This window comes from Mesorhizobium sp. M2C.T.Ca.TU.002.02.1.1, from assembly GCF_003997225.1.
Genome location: NZ_RZTO01000030.1, coordinates 1 through 16,975, shown reverse-complemented (window position 1 = coordinate 16,975; position 16,975 = coordinate 1). Strand labels below are relative to the sequence as shown.

Genomic DNA, 16,975 nt, shown 5'->3' with positions numbered 1-16,975 from the left:
CCTCCGGAGAGGTCGAAGGTCGCTCCGGTGGTGAAGGAGTTCTCGTCCGACAGCATGAAGGCGATCATCGCGGCCGCTTCCTCGACCTCGACGAAGCGGCCGCGCGGCACTTTGCCGAGCATATAGGCGACCTGCGCCTCGGTGAGCTGCTCGAGGATGCGGGTGCGGGCGGGCGAGGGCGTCAGCGCGTTGACGGCGATGTCGTGTCCGGCAAGCTCCTTGCCGAGCGACTTGGTCAGCGCCAGCACGCCGGCTTTGGCGGCGGAATAGGCGGCGGCGTTGGGATTGCCTTCCTTGCCGGCCACCGAGGAGATGTTGACGATGCGGCCGTAATTGCGCGCGATCATTCCGGGCACCAGGCGCTTGCAGCAATAGAAGACGCCGTTGAGGTCGATATCGACGATCTGGCGCCAGGCGGCGGGGTCGTAATCCACCACCGTCGCCGCCGGCCCGGCGATGCCGGCATTGTTGACGAGGAGATCGACGGGGCCGAGCGTGCGCTCGGTCTCGGTGGCGGCGCGGTCGACGGCCTCGATCTGCGACTGGTCGCAGAGGATGGCCTCGACGCGGCCGAGCGACGCGAGTTCGGCGGCGGCCTTGGCCATCGCGGCCTGGTCGACGTCCCAGATGGCGACGCCGGCGCCCGACGACAGGAGGCGGCGGGCCACGGCAAGGCCGATGCCTTGTGCGCCGCCGGTCACCACGGCGATGCGGCCGGAAAGATCAACGGCATTCTGACGGCGTTCCATGGGCAAATCCTTTTCTTTGCTTGCATTAGCGCGGATCAGGCCCTGACGTTTCGCGCCACCAGCCTGGCTACGCTTGGCCCAATGAGCAGCACGACCAGGAAGCGCGCCGACTGCAAGGCCATGACGAAGGAGATGTCGACGTTCCGCGCCGCGGCGGCGATGATGGCGACGCTGTCCATGCCGCCCGGGCTGGTCGCCAGGTAAGCGGTCAGCGGATCGATGCCGAGCAGGCGGCTGATGACGAAGGCCATGCCGCCGCAAAAGGCGATCAGCGCGACGATCGAGCCGACGATCTGCGGCAGGGCGCGCGCCGCGTGGCGCAGGATCGGCCGGGTGAAGTTCAACCCGATCGACCAGCCGACCATGGCGTAGCTGATCGCCAGCAGCCAGGGCGGCAACTGCATCGGCACGTCGAGGCCAAGATGGACCACCGCGCCGAAGATGAAGGTGCCGAGAAAGAACGGCGAGGGCAGCCTCACCAGCTTTCCAGCCAGGCCGCCCACGATCGCAATGCCGATGGTGGCGGCAAAAGCGAAAGCACCGATCGGCGGAAACCAGACGACCGGCGGCACTTCGACGTCGGAAGTGTCGACCCACATCTTGGCGACGAGAGCGGCCGTCATCGAGACGAAGATGACGCGCAGATATTGCATGAAGGCAACGAGACGCTGGTCGGCGCCGAAGGCGCCGGCCATCAGCACCATGGCGGTCGCGGCGCCAGGCGAGGAGCCCCAGACCGCCGTGGTGCCGGGCAGGATGCGCCAGCGGCTGATCAGCCAGCCAAGCAGGCTGGAGGCGGCCACGGTCGCGACCACCACGCCGAGGAACAGCGGCCATTCGCGATAGAGCACCGGGAAGATGTCTGCGGAGATCGAGCTGGCGACCAGGCAGCCGACGATCGCCTGGGCCGAGCCGAACAACGGTCGCGGCACGCGCACCGTGGCGCCGTTGGTGCCGGCGAGGATCGCGGCAAGCATCGGGCCGATCAGCAGCGCCGCCGGCAGGGCGGCAAGCTCCAGCGCGGCGGCGAAGAGCAGTGAGAACACCAAAAGCACCAGCCATTGCCGCGGCGGGCGCAGGCGCGCCATGCGCTCGATGGGCGCTTGGCCCTGGGATGGTTGCTCTGGCGAGGAGTCCATGCCTGCTCTTAGAGCAATTCCACGAAGGATGTGAAACGGTTTCCGGCCCGACACGGGTTAGGACAAGGCGGTTCCGCGAAACGATGGATCGCGTCAGTTCGTACTGCTTTTTTGTTTTGTGGTGATGGCGGCCGCAGGCGCGGCCGGCGTCTCGGGCGCCGCTGCCGGGGCCGGAGCCTGGGGACTATCTGGCGCCTGGGGGCTGTTGTTGCCGAGATCGACCGAGATGCCGAAGAGCTTCCACTGGTGATCGGCGGAAGCGAAGAGCAGCTCGAAGTTCAAGCGGAAAGGCACGGATGGAAAGAAGCCCGCCATGTGCAGCATGCCGTTGGCCTCGATCTGAGGCAGGAGAGTCAGCTGCGGCTCCAGCACCGCGACACCGGCGAGATCGATGCCTTGTTTGCGCTGGCTGGCGAATATCTCGGCCAGCTGCGCGGCGGTGTTGGCCTGAAGGCCCGGGGAGCCGAGGTCGCGCAGCACGGTGTAGTTGCCGGTCTTGTTGGCCTGGTCAACCGCCAGCAGCGCGGACCGCACCAGGATCAGCACGCCGTTCCTGTCGATGTTGGCGGGCCTCGGCTTGCCCGGCCCGGCGGGTTTCGCGGAGCGTTGCTCTTTCTTCGCCTGCGGAGCCACCTTCTCCTGCTGAGCCGCCGCCGGAAGCGGCTGCGCCAACGCGAGAGGCAGCACAATGGCGAGCAGGAGGCAGGGCAAGTTCGGCTTCATCGGATCGCTATCAGCTTTCGGCCCGCCGGCGCAGGCGGCTGCATTGCGCCGTCGGGCCGTCGCAATTCACCAGGCGTAGGTCAGGCCGGCGCGGCCACCCACGGTGCCGGTGGAGCCGAGGCCGATACCGCCATGGACCATGAAGCTCTCGCTGATGCGCGCCTGGGCGGTACCGGCGAAGGCGTTCTGCCCCTCGAAGCCGCCCCAGTTGATGGAGACGGCATAGTTCTTATCGGACGGCATCGCCGGCGCCGCCATCGCCATGGCCATCGCGGCGCCCTCGAAGGCCTTGTCGATGCGTCCGTCCAACCTGGCGAACCCTTCCCCGAGGCTGGTTTCCAGACCCGTCACCCGGTTGTCGAGGTTGGCGATGTCCTGCGTGTTCGTCGTGACCCGGCCGTCGAGGTCGCTGATCTGGAGCGTGTGGGTGTCGAGCGTCGTCTGATGCGTGGCCAGCATCGTGTCGTGGCCGTCGAGGCGCCCATCCTGCTCGACGTTCTTGGCCTCGACGCCATCGAGCCGGCCATCCTGCTCGACGTTCTTGGTCTCGACGCCGTCGAGCCGGCCGTCCTGCTCCGTGTCTTTTGCCACTCCACTGCTTGCCAGGCTGTCGACATAAGCCTTGGTGGCCGCATCCGTGCCGGCTGTCGGCGTGCCGACATTCGTTATGCGGTTGCCGCCCATGTTGATGGTCGCGCCGCTCACGGCCGACAGGCTGCCGCTGAATGTACCCTCGTTGATCGTCGCCTGGTGGACCTGGATCAGTCCATCGAAATTCACGTTGGCATCGAAAGTCGAGAGGCCGTCAACGCCGGTATTGAGGTGCACGGAGCCCATGTTCATCCCGGTCGTCGAATCGAAGTTCAGGGTTTCCAGAGGGACCTCGATCGGAACGTCGCAATCATCCGAAAGCCCGGTATAGATGTGTCCCGTGGTGTCGTTCTGACAGACGGTGAATTTCCCGGCATTGGCCGATGGAGTTCCAGTAAAGAAGGCCGATAAACCAGCCAATAGAAACATCCAAGCCGGAAGGATCGCGGCAAGGCGGCGGCGCGAAATCCCTGTTGCCGACGGCGCGTTGCCACAACGACCGGCACACCCCCTAAAAACATTCGAAGTCGAAGCCAAAAGCGCCCCCCGCCCGATGTTGGTCCATGGGAGTTATCCTGCCCGGGCAGGTTGGGCGGTGGCCAGTCGTCAAATGACGATGTCAGGTGTCAAAATCACGTTCTTACGGCGCGTTACGAAGCGTTGCTGCCTCAATGCAACAAGCGTCGGCTCTTCGCCGACGTGCTGCACTGTGCTGCGGTCCGAGAGCCGCGTTTCCCAGCTCAGCCGCTTTGCTGAGCAGGAAGTCCAAAGCCTCCAACAGGATGAGTCTCGATCTGGAATTCGAAACCGGCGATGAACGGACGCGCCTTGGCGATCGCGGCCTGGACTTCCGGCAATTGCAGCGAGGCCTTGTGGCTCGCCTGGTCGGTCCACACTTCGGTGACCCAGATCGCGTCGGCGTCGACCGGGTCGATGGCGATGATGTAGCTCAGGCAGCCAGGGAGCGCGGCGGTGCTTTCGCGCAGCACGTCGATCACCGCGTCGCGCTGGCCGCGCGCCGCCCGCATCTTGCCGATCAGTCCGTACATGCCCTTGCTCTCCCTCCAGATTGGGTCGCACGCTGCATCAAGTATGCAATCGCCGGCTCACGGCATCAACTGGCCGCCGTTCACCTCGATCACCTGGCCGATGATGTAGCCGCTCAACAGATCGGACGACAGGAACAGGTAGGCGCCGACGCAATCCTGTGCCGTGCCGGCGCGGCCTTGCGGAATGGTGGCGACCGCCGCCTTGATCTGCTCGACGCTCGAATAGCGTTCGTGGAACGGCGTCAGGATGGTGCCCGGCGCCACCGCGTTGACGCGGATGCCGAAGCCGATCAGCTCTTTGGCCATGCCGCGCGTCACGTTGGAGACGAAGGCCTTGGACGACCCGTAGAGACCGGCGCCGCCGCCGGCCCCGTTGCGCGCGGCGATCGAGGTGGTGTTGATGATGAAGCCGCCCTGGCGCTTCAGCCACGGGATCGCCTTGCGCGAGGCGGTGAGCACCGAGCGCGCGTTGAGGTCCATCACGGCGTCGTAATGCGCCTCGTCCTGGTCGGCATAGGCGACACGGCCGAGCATGCCGCCTGCATTGTTGACCAAGCCGTCGAGCCGGCCGAAATGCGTGGCGCTCTCTTCGACCACACGCTCGACGTCTGCAGGTATCGAAAAATCGCCCTGAACCAGAAACACCTCGCCGCCATCGTCGCGGATGGATTCGGCCACGGCTTCGGCGGGCGCTCGGCTCGCATTGTAATGCAGCGCGACCCGGCATTTCTGCGCCGCGTAAGCACGGGCAAGGGCGGCACCGATGCCGGTCGAAGCGCCGGTGATCAGAACCGCCTTTCCGGCAAGATCGGGGATGGCAAGTGTCAGCATGTCGGCCGGCCTCCGCGTTGCCGTCTTTCGTAGGCCATTGTCGGCCTCGCATTCAAGTGTGGGCCTTCAAGTCCGGGCGCATTCAGGGCCTGAGATAGACATAGCCCTGGCGCTGCAACTCGGCGAGCTTCACGACGCCGCCCTTCTCGGCAAGCTCGAAGCCCGCCAGCAGGTCGGTCAGCGTGATGTCCATGCCACGCAGCGTGTTGCCGCAGGCTTGCGGGACGAGCCCCTGCTGGACGAGGCCGGCAAAGCGGCTGGAAACCGCGCCGGAAGCGCCCTTGGACTTGAAGGCGGCAAGAGCCGGGCCGTGCACCACAAGCACGATATCGACATTGCCGCCGGTGCCTTCATAGTGGTTCTTGATGTTGCCGAGGACGAAGTTGACCTTGTCGGCGTCGCTGAGGTGATAGGCGACTTTCAGCCTTTCCTCCGATGTTGCCGCATTTGCCCGGCTCAGGCCGAAAAGGCCCGCGGCGCCTGCGAGACCGGCATGAAAAATGTCACGGCGCAGCATCCTATCCTCCCTTGTCTCGCCCGCTGGCGCGATTTTGCATGGCCCGGGCGCCGCTCCTGGAGCGGTTCACCGTTTCACGGAAACGCTAAACCGCTCTATTTCTTTGTTTTTGCCGCATTTGTGCGACGCCAAGCGATTCCGCTTGGCTGCAAAATGCTCTAGATTAGCATAAGCCAGTCCTGTCGGTGGGAGGAGGGTCACATGGCATCGAGGACCGTTGTGGAGAGGACCATGGCGGGCGCGGTGCTTTGCGCCGCCCTTGCCGCTTTTGCCGGCGCTGCGCGCGCCGAACAGCCGCCCAAGCTTCCCGAGCTCAGCCCGACCGGCGCCGACGCCTGCTTCGGCCGCGTCTACGACGCCGCCCATCTCAAGGCGCATCCACGCCAAAAGGTGGCGCGCATCTTCTTCTTCTACGGCCACGACCCGGTGAGCCGGCCGAACGAAGAACCTCCCGCCAACCAGGATAATTCCTACAATGGCTTCCTCACCACCACGGTGCGCGGCGCCAAAAAGCCGGAATGGGCGAGCAGCTGGTGCAACAAGGAAGATCCGAGCGACAAGGCAAGCGGCATCCGCTGCGGCATGGATTGCGACCGGACTCTGGCCTCGCTGAAAGTCGACGACAAGGGAAAGCTGCTTCTGTCCGGCCTGTCGCAAGACGTCTATCTCGATCCCGACGCGTCGGAGTCGATGAGCAAGGCGGAGTATGCCAAGCAGGCGTTGGGCAGCGAGGACGACAATTTCAAGCTGGACCCGATGCCGGCCGATAGCTGCAAGGCGGAGTTCGCGCGCATCGATCCCATCGATCCGGCGCTTGGCGATCCGCTGCGCGTGCGGTTGAAGCCCGATCAGCCCTTCTGCTTCGGCCGCGACTACGACGAGCAGCATCTGAAGTCGCACCCCAACCAGCTGACGCAATCGATCCGTGTCTTCCGCGGGCCGATAGAGCTCGCCTCCTTCGCCGCGGGCGGGGATGCCGCGAACTGGCCCGACGGGGCGGATATCGCCGTTTCGGTGACGACCAGGCAGAAGGGGAAAAATGTCACGCAGACCTATTCCTGCCAGGGCGAGGCCGACCAGTGGCGCTGCTCGGCCAGCGCGAAGATGAGCGATTTTGCCTGCGACATCTCGCAGAAGGAGATTTTCCTCAAGCGCGGCGCCAACGGCACGATGATGGTCGCGAACCCCAACAATGCGGTGGCGGTCCTCGATCTCTGCTCGAAGGCAGCGAACGGCAAGACGAAATCCGACGACAAGGTCTATCGGTTGCAGCCTATGCCGCAGTCGGCCTGTGCACCTTAACGCTCACTTCGTCATTCCAGGTCTCCGCCGCGTCGCTTCGCTCCTGCTCCGCCCTGGAATGACGAAGTTGAGAGGCTCCGGCCAACTTCCAAGGTGTGACTCGCTTTAAGCGAACGGCACCGCCGTGGTGCCTTTCGGCAGCTTGGCCTCGTCGTCCGGCTCGACATGGATGGTGACGCGCACCGAGGGGATCTCGGCCTTCAGCGCGTCCTCGATGCGGTCGCAAATGACGTGACTGGCGCCGACCGTCATGTCGGCGTCGACCACCAGATGGAACTCGATGAAGGTGGCGCGCCCGGCGATGCGCGTCTTCAGGTCATGCACCTCCATCGCGCCCTTCGAATTGGCCGAGATGATGTCGCGGATCTGCATATGCTCCTGGGTGTCGACGGCGCGGTCCATCAGCCCGTTCATTGACGAGCCGATGACATGCCAGCCTTGCCACAGGATGTTCAGCGCCACGATCACGGCAAGCGCCGGGTCGAGGATCTGCCAGCCGGTCAGCACCGCGCCGACAAGGCCGCTGAACACGCCGACGGACGTCACCACGTCGGTCATGATGTGCTGGCCGTCGGCGACAAGAGCCGGCGACTTCGCGTTCCGGCCGGAGCTGATCAGGATCCAGGCCCAGATCGCGTTGACGATGGTCGCCACGCCGTTGACGGCAAGGCCTTTCCAGGGCTGTTCCAGCGGCGCGGGGTGCTGCCAGGACCGCCAGACCTCGTTGAGAATCAGGAGGGCTGCGACGACAATCAGCACCCCTTCGAGCACGGCAGAGAAATATTCGGCCTTGTGATGGCCGAAGGGATGGTCCTGGTCGGCGGGCTTGTAGCTGACCTGGATCGCCCAGAAAGCGGCGGCCGACGCTATCACGTTGACGATCGATTCCGCCGCGTCCGAGTAGAGCGCGACCGAACCGGTGATATACCAGGCGACAAGCTTGAGGACGAGCACGACACAGGCGACGACAATCGACCAGAACGCAAGGCTGGCGACCTTTTGCCGTGTCGCCGCCTTCGTCTCCTGGGTTGTCGTCATGATGGCCGCACTCATTCCTGGACGCCGCCCTAAGCGGCCTTTTCCTTGGCCTTGCGCGGCAGATGCGCAACGATGTTCTCGATGATGCGCATGCCGGCATTGTGGCCGAGCGTCATGATCGATTCGGGATGGAATTGCACCGCCGCGATCGGCTCCTTCCGGTGCTCGAAGGCCATGATGATGCCGTCCTCGGTCTCTGCGGTGACAACGAAGCCGTCGGGCAGGCGCACCGGATCGGCGAAGATCGAGTGGTAGCGGCCGACAGTCACTTCCTTGGGGAGCCCGGAGAAGATGATGCCGGGCTTGGAGACGCGGATGCGCGACGGCTTGCCGTGCATGGGGATGTGCAATTGCCTGAGCTCGCCGCCATAGGCTTCGGCCAGCGCCTGCAGGCCGAGGCAGACGCCGAAGATCGGCAGGTCGCGGGCGCGCGCTCGTCTGATGGTGGCCGCGCAATCGAAATCCGTCGGCGTGCCCGGTCCGGGCGACAGCACGACGAGATCGGGCTTCAGACGCTCGAAGACCTCTTCCGGTACCGGGGTGCGCACGGTGGAGACATTTGCGCCGGTCTGGCGGAAGTAGTTGGCGAGCGTATGGACGAAGGAGTCCTCGTGGTCGACGAGCAGGATGTTGACGCCGTCGCCGACGCGCGCGGTGGTGCGCTCGGTTCCGGTGGCGTTGCCGGTCTTGGCGTCGCGGATGGCGGAGAGCATGGCGGATGCCTTCAATTCGGTTTCGGCTTCTTCTTCCTCGGGAACGCTGTCGAAAAGCAGCGTGGCGCCTGCGCGCACCTCGGCGATGCCGTCCTTGATGCGGATGGTGCGGAGCGTCAGTCCGGTGTTCATGTCGCCGTTGAAGTTGACCATGCCGATCGCCCCGCCATACCAGGCGCGCGGGCTCTTCTCGTTCTGCTCGATGAAGCGCATGGCCCACAGTTTCGGCGCGCCGGTGACGGTGACCGCCCAGGCGTGCGACAGGAAGGCGTCGAAGGCATCCATGCCTTCGCGCAGCCGGCCCTCGATGTGATCGACGGTGTGGATCAGGCGCGAGTACATCTCGATCTGGCGGCGGCCGATGACGCGCACCGAGCCCGGCTCGCAGACGCGCGACTTGTCGTTGCGGTCGACATCCGAGCACATGGTCAGCTCGGACTCGTCCTTCTTCGAGTTGAGCAACTTCAGGATCTGCTCGGAGTCCGAGATGGCGTCGTCGCCACGCTTGATGGTGCCGGAGATCGGGCAGGTCTCGACGCGGCGGGCGTTGACGCGCACGAACATCTCAGGCGAGGCGCCGATCAGATATTCGTTTTCGCCGAGATTGATGAAGAAGGAATAGGGCGAGGGGTTGATCGATTTCAGCTTGCGCGAGATGTCGGAGGGCTGGGTCTCGCAGCGTTCGTAGAACATCTGTCCGGGCACGACCTCGAACAGGTCGCCACGCTTGAAGCTCTCCATGGCGCGCCGCACCAGGTTGGCGTATTCGCCGGGCTCATGGTCGCCGCGCGGCGGGATGCGGTCGGCGGTCCTGAACGGCTCGGCATGGGCGTCGCGGGCCAGGCCCTCGGTCGAAAAACCGTCGCCGGAATAGTCGTAGCGATCGGTCCAGGCCTTGGTCGAATAATGGTCGACGACGAGGATCTCGTCGGGCAGGAACAGCACGAGGTCGCGCTGGCTTGCCTTGCGCTCGAGCTTGTATTCGACCGGATCGAACTGGAAGGCGAGGTCGTAGCCGAAGGCGCCGTAAAGGCCGAGATTGGCGTCCTCGGCGGTCTTGAACAGCGCGGTGATGGCGCGCAGCACTGTGAAGACGGACGGAACGCGGCTGCGCTCCTCCTCGGTGAAAACACGGCCGGGCTTGGCGACATCGAGACGAATGAGCGTTTTCGAGGTTTCGGCGATCGTGACTTCGCTCAACTGAGCAAGCGCTTTGCCGATCACCGGCAGCAACACTTCGCCGCGCTTGTTCAGCGCTTCGATGCGCATCGTGCGTCCCCGCGCGGAGATCACCAGCGGCGGATCGATGATGGCCGTGTCCCAGCGCGTGTAGCGGCCCGGATATTCGTAGTTGGAGGAGAACACGGCGCCGCGGCGCGAATTCAGGCCGTCCACATAGGCGTCTATCGCGCCTTCGTAGGGCTGGTCGTGGCGCTCTCGGGTGATCGTCACGCCGCCAGCGGTGACGAAGCGCTCGGCCCCGTTGTCCAGAACTTTAGTCGTCATTGCCGTCTCCATCAGCGTTTTGGGCAACGGACCCGGGAATGGCTCTAAAAACAAATGGCCGCCCGGACATTCCGTTGCGGCCACCCTCTACTTTCACGCGCACGCGCACGAACAGGCCGCTGTCAGCAGCCCCACCACCAAATGGTCTTGTTCGAACGCATGTTCATGGCGACTCCCATAGCGGCGAATGACCGGATCGGCAAGCGGAATCGGGGAACGCGCCGGATGGAGCAAGTCGTCCGCGGCCTCCGTGCGAGCCGCGGGCGGCGTTCGGCATTTCGCGCGGCCGGCCGAGATGGACAGCCGGCCAATTTGCATGGCGGGACCAGCAATCGATTGTGTGTGAATTCAAGAGGCATGAATTTGATCAAAATCTGAAAAGCTTGGAAGCTCCACCCTTGACATTTCGGCAGGCCCTGTGACGTTCGACGATCGAGTATGATCAAATCAATCGAGGACCAATGGGAATGCCGCACGACGAAATCGATACGCAGAACGCCTTGCTTCTGGCCCGCCGCTTCTCGATGGCCGGGCGGCGCGCGCTGGTCACCGGCGGCAGCGTCAGCATCGGCCGCGAGATCGTCAGGGTTTTCGCGGAGGCCGGCGCCGATGTCGCGGTCCATTCGGCCCGCGCCGCCGACATCGCGTTCGGCCAGCCCGACGCCGCCGCCGATGTGGTGCGCGAAGTCTGTGAAAGAGGCCGGCGCGGGGTTGCGATCGACGCCGATTTCGCCGAGCCCGGCGAGGCGACGCGCTGCGTCCATGAGGCGATCGCTGCGCTCGGCGGCGTCGACGTGCTGGTCGTCTGCGCCTCCATCCAGTACCGCACGCCTTTCCTCGAATTGCCGGCCGACCAAGTGGAGCGCCAGATCCAGATCAATTTCAGGGCGACGATCGAGCTCCTCCAGGCGGCGCTGCCCGGCATGAAGGACAATGGCTGGGGCCGGGTGCTGACGATTGGCAGCATCAACCAGACCCGCCCCGAATCCGATCTTGCCGTCTATGCGGCGCTGAAGAGCGCGCAGCACAATCTGTCATTCAACCTTGCCAAGGATTACGCGCCGCACGGCGTGACGATCAACAATCTGTCGCCGGGCCTTGTGATTACCGAGCGCAACCGCTGGCGGCGCCAGGATGCGGCGAAGTGGGCCGAGATCCAGAAGAATTCAGCGCCAATGCAACGGGCAGGCGAGGCAAGCGAGATGGCCGGAGCGGCGCTGCTTCTGTGCTCCGATGCCGGCAGCTTCATCACCGGTATCGACCTGCAGGCGACGGGCGGGCGCCACCTCGGCTGGCAATAGCCGCATCTGGGCGCTAACCGGCAAAGCTATGCTCCGGCAGGCCAGACACGCCGACATCAAGCGCCAAGAGCGCCCCGGCCAGCGGCTGCTCGGCCCGTTCCATGGCGTTCAGCGTCTGGGTGGCGGTGGTCACGTAGAGGGTCTTCAAACCCTCGCCGCCAAAGGCGCAGGAGGTCGGCTGGCTGACCGGGAGCCGCACCAGCCTGTCCAGCCTGCCGTCGGGTGCGAAGCGGGCGAGGGCGCCCCCTTGGTAGCGGGCATTCCAAAGGAAGCCTTCCGCGTCGACCGTGGCGCCGTCTGGCCGACCCGGCGCCGCTTGCGCCGTGACGAATGTCGACCATCGGCCGACGCTGCCGCTCGCCGGATCGAAGTCCGCACGCTCGATGTCGCCTTTCCTGGTGTCGGCGAAGTAGAGCGTTCGCTTATCCGGGCTGAAGCAGAGTGCGTTGGGCACGGCGATCCGCCCGCGTAGCAGGGTCGGGTCCCCTGTCGCGTCGATCCGGTAGAGAGCGCCCGACGGGTGCAATCCGTAATCCCACATGCTGCCGCAGATGATGCCGCCGGCGGGATCGCATTTCATGTCGTTCAGGCGATGCTGCGGTGGCCCATATTCGACCGTCGTCAATCGGCTCAACTGGCCGTTCTGCGGATCGAAAGCGTGGAGGTCGTGCCTGAGCGCGACGACCACTCCGCCTTTCGCCCGCGGGACGACGGAGCCGATCACGTCGGGCATCGGCCATGAGGTCACGGTCCCGCTTTTCGGCTGCAGGCGGTGCAGGCAAGGGCGGCGCAGGTCGACCCAGAACAATTCGCCGGTTTGCGGATGCCAGATCGGCGATTCGCCCAGAATGTCGCCCGTCCTCGCGGCGACGTCGAACTCGGCGGCGGTCACTGCATGCCGATGTCCGGCTTGGGATCGACGGCGATCCTGTCCAGAAGGTCGTGCTTGGCCTTCTCGATATGCGCCCCCATCAGAACCGCCGCCGAGCCGGCGTCCTGGCGCTCGATGGCGCGGATGATGTGGCGGTGATCGTTGATGACGCCGTGGAAGCGTCCCTCATCATAGCCGTAGCGCTGCCAGATCGCCGCCACCAGAAGCCAGTTGCGATCCACCATCGACAGCGCGCCGGGATTGCCGGCGGCTTCGTTGATGACGCCGTGGAAGACGTTGTTGGCATGCGGCACGGCAAGGAAGTCCTCGCTCGCGACCCGGGCTTCGAGCAATTCCTCGGCCGCCTTCAGGTCGCGCAGATGCTCGGCCGTGCGGCGCTCGCTGGCGCGCCGCGCAAGCATGGTCTCGATGGCGCTGCGGATGTCGAAAAGGTCGACCACGAAGGACATGTGAACCGTCCTGACGCGGGCGCCGCGATTGGGCTCCAGCACCACCAGGCCGGTGCCGCTCAGCGCGCGCAGCGCTTCGCGCACAGGCATGTGGCTCACGCCATAGCGGCTCGCCAACTCGTCGATCCTCAGCCGCGAGCCGAATGGAATGGCTCCGGAGATGATGTCGTCACGAAGCAGTTTTTGAACGTCGGGAATTCGCGCCATATGTCCCCGCTACCCGGATTTGAGCAAATATTGCTCGCATGGCCATCAAGAGAAGTCAATTTTGCCCTTGCCAATGGAACATTTGATCAAATATGAGATTTGCCAAGAGATCGCCTGCAGCGACGGTTCGGGAACGCCAGATGCCTCCACTTGCCTCCGACAAAGGGGAAATCGATCGCCTGCCGTCCTTTCGCGGCTTCAGCCGGGCCGATGGAAGCGTCGGAATCCGCAATTACGTGCTTGTCCTGTGCATCAACGGGCTTGCACTGCGGGTGAGCGAGCGGATCGCCGCCAGCCTGGAGGGCGCGATGCTGGCGGCCACGAGCGCCGGCAGGGGCCATATCGAACCGGATCTCGGGTTGCACGTTGATCAACTTGTGGGTCTTGGCCGCAACCCCAATGTGGGCGCGGTGCTGGTCGTCGGGGTCGACGCAGCGACGACCGCGATGGTTTCGGCCCGCATCTCGGAAGGCGGCAAGCCCGTCGCCAGCGTCTCCTTCGCCGAGCAGGAGGAAGATATGCTTTCGGTCCTGGAGCAGGGCATCAGGCGAGGCGCCGCGCTGCGGCGCGAGGCCTCCCGCGCCCGCCGCGAAACACTGCCGGGAACAAAACTGGTCGTCGGCGTCGAATGCGGTCATTCCGACGCGACGTCGGGCCTCATCAGCAACCCGGTCGTCGGCGCCGCGGTGGACCTTCTGGTGTCGCGCGGCGCAACCGTCATCGCCGGCGAGACCGTCGAGTGGCTGGGCGCGGAGCATATCCTGGCCGGCCGCGCCCGCGATCCGTCGATCGCGCAAGGAATCCTGCGCGCGGTGGAGCGTCGGGAAAGCCTTGCCAGCGCGTCGGGCCGCAGCTTGACGGGCAACAATCCCGGCGAGGAAAATATTCGCGGCGGGCTAAGCACGATCGAGGAGAAGTCGCTCGGCGCCGTGGCGAAGACAGGCAGCTGCCCGATCGACGGGATGCTCTCCGTCGCCGAGCCGCCGCCTGCCGGCGGGCTTTACCTGATGGACGGCCCGTCCTTCTCGCCGGAATCGATGACCGGCTTCACCGCCGCCGGCGCCCAGCTCATGCTGTTCACCACCGGACCCGGCAACAGCACGGCGAGCGCGCTCGCTCCGACGATCAAGATAACCGGCCGGCGCGAGACCGCGCGCCGGCTACCCGAGCAGATCGATTTCGACGCCAGCCCGGTGGCGGAAGGAGCCGAAACGATCGAGGAGGCCGCGTGCCGGCTGCTCGCGACGATCTTCGAGGTCGCCGGCGGCACGCTCACCTTCGGCGAGATATTGGGAGAGGGCCTGGAAGTCCCGACCCGGATACGAGGTTCGCTGTGAGCGCGGTCTCCTTGACAGGGGCGAAGACGGCCGGCCCCACGCGGCTGAGAGGAGTGCTGGTCTATTTGCGCACGATGGCGCTGTTCGTGCTTGCCTGGTATGTCGGATCGCTCTTCGTGCCATCAACACTGCTGCTGCCGTCGCCGTTGGCGGTCGCCGCAGCGCTCCGCGACACCGCGCTCAATGGCGAGCTGTTCGGCAATGCGCTGATCAGCCTGGCGAGGCTTTTGGCCAGCCTGCTCGCCGCGGCCGCGATTGCCGTGCCGCTCGGCCTGCTGATGGGCCGCAGCCGGCTGTGGAACGATCTGCTCGAACTGCCGGTCGAGATGCTGCGGCCGATCGCCGGCATCGCCTGGATACCGCTCGCGCTCTATCTCTTCGGCATCGGCCATCGCCTGCCGCTGTTCATCATGTTCTACACGGCGTTCTTCCCGTTGCTGGTCGGCACGGCCGCGGGCGCCGCCGCGGTGGATAAGCGCCTGATCGCCGCGGCGCGCACGATGGGCCTGTCGGGGCCGATGATCATGCGGCGCGTCATCGTGCCGGCGGCGCTGCCGGCGATCCTGGTTTCGGCGCGGCTTGCCGTCGCCGCGTCGTGGACCGCCGTCGTCGCCGCCGAGCTGGTCGGGGCGCCGAACGGACTGGGCTACGCGATCGAATACTATCGCAGCATGTTGTCGACCCCGACGGTGATGGCCTTTATCGTCACGATCGGCCTGCTCGGCTTCCTGACCGACAAGGGGCTGCGCCAGCTTTCGAAGGTTCTGACCCCGTGGGCACAGACGGGGGCGGCGCGATGAAACGCATGGCGCTTCGACTTATCGTCCCGGTTCTGCTCATCGCCGGCTGGCAGCTCCTCGCTTCGGGTTCGGTCCATGCGCCGCGTCCGAGCACCGTGGTCGAAGCCGCGATCGCCATGCTGCGGGACGGTGACCTGCTCGCCGGCCTTGCCACCAGCCTGGGGCGCGTCTTCGCGGGCTTTGCCATCGCGGCATGCGTGGCAATCCCGCTCGGCATCGCCATGGGCAGCATGCCGACGGTCGAGCGCAATCTCGACCCGCTGGTGGAGACGTTCCGGCCGATCGCGGCGCTCGCCATCCTGCCGCTGGTCATCCTCTGGCTGGGCTCGGGTTCGGGCGCGGCAATCGCGATCGTCGCCTATGCCGCCTTCTTCCCGATCCTGATCAACACCATCTCGGGCGTGAAGCGCATCGAGCCCAGCCTGATGCGCGCCGCGCTCACCATGGGGCTGAGGCCGCTCACCCGCATGCGCGTGGTGCTCCTGCCGGCGGCCTTGCCGTCGATCCTCGTCGGCATGCGGATCGGATTGGGGATCGCCTGGACGGCGATCATCGCCGCCGAGCTTGCGGTTGGCGCCAAGTCCGGCAGCAGCGGCGGCATCGGCCAGATGATGTTCGTCTTCTACGCCTACTCGATCGACCTGAACGGCATGGTCGTCTGCATGATCGCGGTCGGCATCGTCGCCTTCGCCCTCGACCGCGCCCTGCGCTGGGCGCTTGCCATCACCGTACCGTGGAGCCGCCTATGAGCGCGCCGAAGATCCGGCTCGATAGCGTCAGCAAGTCCTTCGGCGGCTCGGTCGTCGCCGTCGAGAAGCTGTCGCTGGACATCAGGGACGGCGAGTTCCTCGCCATCGTCGGACCCTCGGGCTGCGGCAAGACGACGGTGCTTAACATGCTGGCCGGTCTCGAGCCCGCGACGTCCGGCACCATGGCACTCAACGGCAAGCCGATCGAGGGGCCGGGCGCCGAGCGCGGCGTGATGTTCCAGGACTACGCGCTGTTTCCCTGGCGCACGGTGCGCGGCAATGTCGAGTTCGGGCTGGTCTATGGGCCGGCCGGGAATGGGCTTTCGCCGGCCGAGCGAACCGAGCGCGTCGAGCGCACCATCGAGATGGTCGGGCTCAAGGGTTCGCAGGACAAGTATCCGCACCAGCTCTCGGGTGGCATGCGCCAGCGCGTGGCGCTGGCGCGGCTGATGGCGAGCGAGCCGGAGATCCTCTTGATGGACGAGCCGCTGGCCGCGCTCGACGCGCAGACCCGCGTCATCCTGCAGGACGAATTGCTGCGGATCTGGGGGCAGGACCGCCCGGCGTCGGAGCGGCGCACGGTCGTGTTCATCACGCATGCCATCGACGAGGCCGTGTTCCTGGCCGACCGGGTGGCGGTGCTGAGCAGCCATCCCGGCCGGCTGAAGCAGATCGTCGACATAGACCTGCCGAGGCCGCGCGGCGACGCGACCCGTCGCTCCGGCGATTTCGCCAGGCTCTGCCAGTCGATCTGGGAGCTGATCCGCGAAGAAGCATACCGCGCAACGATGAACTGACACGACAGGACGGAGGAATGTCATGACAAGATCTACGCAGAGCATCTTCACCCGCCGCATGTTCCTTGCGGGCGCCGCCACGGGCGCGCTCGCCATGCCGGCGATCGTGCGGGCGCAGGACCGCAAGACCGCGAAAGTCTCGATCGGTCGCCAGCCTTACGCCGCCGGCAATTCGCCGCTGACGCAGCGCATGATCAACGAGAAGATGCTGGAGAAGGCAGCAAGCGAGCTCGGCTACGACCTGACCGTCGACTGGCGCGACTACCCCTCGGCCCTGCCCATGGT

17 protein-coding genes and 1 pseudogene are annotated in these 16,975 nt (G+C 65.6%); 7 read left to right on the top strand and 11 right to left on the bottom strand.

Features of this window, described 5'->3' with window-relative positions; genetic code table 11:
* From EOD07_RS03125 to EOD07_RS03095, 7 genes are all read right to left on the bottom strand, one after another.
* Window positions 1-749, bottom strand: a 749-nt coding sequence (locus EOD07_RS03125) for an SDR family NAD(P)-dependent oxidoreductase (RefSeq protein WP_164772049.1), incomplete at its 3' end; no start/stop codon positions are given.
* A gap of 35 nt (window positions 750-784) precedes the next feature.
* The gene (locus tag EOD07_RS03120; RefSeq protein ID WP_127233921.1) at window positions 785-1,888 is read right to left on the bottom strand and encodes an AbrB family transcriptional regulator; all 1,104 of its coding nucleotides are present in this window, start codon (window positions 1,886-1,888) and stop codon (window positions 785-787) included.
* Window positions 1,889-1,981: 93 nt separating this feature from the next.
* Complete coding sequence (locus EOD07_RS03115) at window positions 1,982-2,434, bottom strand: hypothetical protein (RefSeq protein WP_348627728.1); 453 nt, start codon at window positions 2,432-2,434, stop codon at window positions 1,982-1,984.
* 243 nt (window positions 2,435-2,677) lie between these two features.
* Entirely contained in the window at window positions 2,678-3,622 is a 945-nt protein-coding gene (locus EOD07_RS38355; protein ID WP_245469803.1) for a YadA C-terminal domain-containing protein, read from the bottom strand.
* A 320-nt stretch (window positions 3,623-3,942) separates the two neighbouring features.
* Entirely contained in the window at window positions 3,943-4,251 is a 309-nt protein-coding gene (locus EOD07_RS03105) for a putative quinol monooxygenase (RefSeq protein ID WP_127233920.1), read from the bottom strand.
* Between the two features lie 57 nt (window positions 4,252-4,308).
* A complete protein-coding gene (locus EOD07_RS03100; protein WP_127233919.1) occupies window positions 4,309-5,082 on the bottom strand; it encodes an SDR family oxidoreductase in 774 nt (257 codons plus the stop codon).
* An 82-nt stretch (window positions 5,083-5,164) separates the two neighbouring features.
* On the bottom strand, window positions 5,165-5,599 hold the full coding sequence (locus EOD07_RS03095) for a DsrE family protein (RefSeq protein WP_127233918.1): 435 nt from the start codon (window positions 5,597-5,599) through the stop codon (window positions 5,165-5,167).
* A gap of 201 nt (window positions 5,600-5,800) precedes the next feature.
* Between EOD07_RS03095 and EOD07_RS03090 the strand changes: the two genes are divergently transcribed.
* Window positions 5,801-6,901, top strand: coding sequence for a hypothetical protein (locus EOD07_RS03090; protein WP_127233917.1), 1,101 nt, complete (start codon window positions 5,801-5,803; stop codon window positions 6,899-6,901).
* Window positions 6,902-7,006: 105 nt separating this feature from the next.
* Here EOD07_RS03090 and EOD07_RS03085 read toward each other — a convergent pair whose 3' ends face one another.
* Window positions 7,007-7,939 carry a cation diffusion facilitator family transporter gene (locus EOD07_RS03085; RefSeq protein ID WP_206519414.1) on the bottom strand — a complete coding sequence of 311 codons (933 nt, stop codon included), beginning with the start codon at window positions 7,937-7,939 and terminating at the stop codon, window positions 7,007-7,009.
* A 29-nt stretch (window positions 7,940-7,968) separates the two neighbouring features.
* A complete protein-coding gene (locus tag EOD07_RS03080) occupies window positions 7,969-10,158 on the bottom strand; it encodes an anthranilate synthase (protein ID WP_127233915.1) in 2,190 nt (729 codons plus the stop codon).
* A 467-nt stretch (window positions 10,159-10,625) separates the two neighbouring features.
* On the opposite strand from EOD07_RS03080, the gene EOD07_RS03075 reads away from it, so the two are divergent.
* Window positions 10,626-11,459, top strand: a complete 834-nt coding sequence (locus tag EOD07_RS03075; protein ID WP_164772048.1) for an SDR family oxidoreductase — start codon at window positions 10,626-10,628, stop codon at window positions 11,457-11,459.
* Between the two features lie 13 nt (window positions 11,460-11,472).
* On the opposite strand, the gene EOD07_RS03070 is transcribed toward EOD07_RS03075, so the two are convergent.
* Both EOD07_RS03070 and EOD07_RS03065 read right to left on the bottom strand, forming a co-directional pair.
* Window positions 11,473-12,351 (bottom strand): SMP-30/gluconolactonase/LRE family protein, encoded by an 879-nt coding sequence (locus EOD07_RS03070; RefSeq protein ID WP_127233913.1) that lies wholly within the window; start codon window positions 12,349-12,351, stop codon window positions 11,473-11,475.
* Entirely contained in the window at window positions 12,348-13,007 is a 660-nt protein-coding gene (locus EOD07_RS03065; protein ID WP_127233912.1) for a GntR family transcriptional regulator, read from the bottom strand. The genes EOD07_RS03070 and EOD07_RS03065 overlap by 4 nt, the downstream gene beginning before the upstream one ends.
* A 140-nt stretch (window positions 13,008-13,147) precedes the next feature.
* On the opposite strand from EOD07_RS03065, the gene EOD07_RS03060 reads away from it, so the two are divergent.
* From EOD07_RS03060 to EOD07_RS38075, 5 genes and pseudogenes are all read left to right on the top strand, one after another.
* On the top strand, window positions 13,148-14,344 hold the full coding sequence (locus EOD07_RS03060) for a UxaA family hydrolase (protein WP_164772047.1): 1,197 nt from the start codon (window positions 13,148-13,150) through the stop codon (window positions 14,342-14,344).
* The gene (locus EOD07_RS03055; protein ID WP_127233910.1) at window positions 14,341-15,144 is read left to right on the top strand and encodes an ABC transporter permease; all 804 of its coding nucleotides are present in this window, start codon (window positions 14,341-14,343) and stop codon (window positions 15,142-15,144) included. The genes EOD07_RS03060 and EOD07_RS03055 overlap by 4 nt, the downstream gene beginning before the upstream one ends.
* Window positions 15,145-15,149: 5 nt before the next feature.
* Window positions 15,150-15,893 carry an ABC transporter permease gene (locus EOD07_RS03050; RefSeq protein WP_164772046.1) on the top strand — a complete coding sequence of 248 codons (744 nt, stop codon included), beginning with the start codon at window positions 15,150-15,152 and terminating at the stop codon, window positions 15,891-15,893.
* The gene (locus tag EOD07_RS03045) at window positions 15,890-16,690 is read left to right on the top strand and encodes an ABC transporter ATP-binding protein (RefSeq protein WP_041004540.1); all 801 of its coding nucleotides are present in this window, start codon (window positions 15,890-15,892) and stop codon (window positions 16,688-16,690) included. Before EOD07_RS03050 ends, EOD07_RS03045 begins: the two co-directional genes overlap by 4 nt.
* Window positions 16,691-16,712: 22 nt before the next feature.
* Window positions 16,713-16,975, top strand: a pseudogene (locus EOD07_RS38075) (hypothetical protein); the annotation flags it as partial.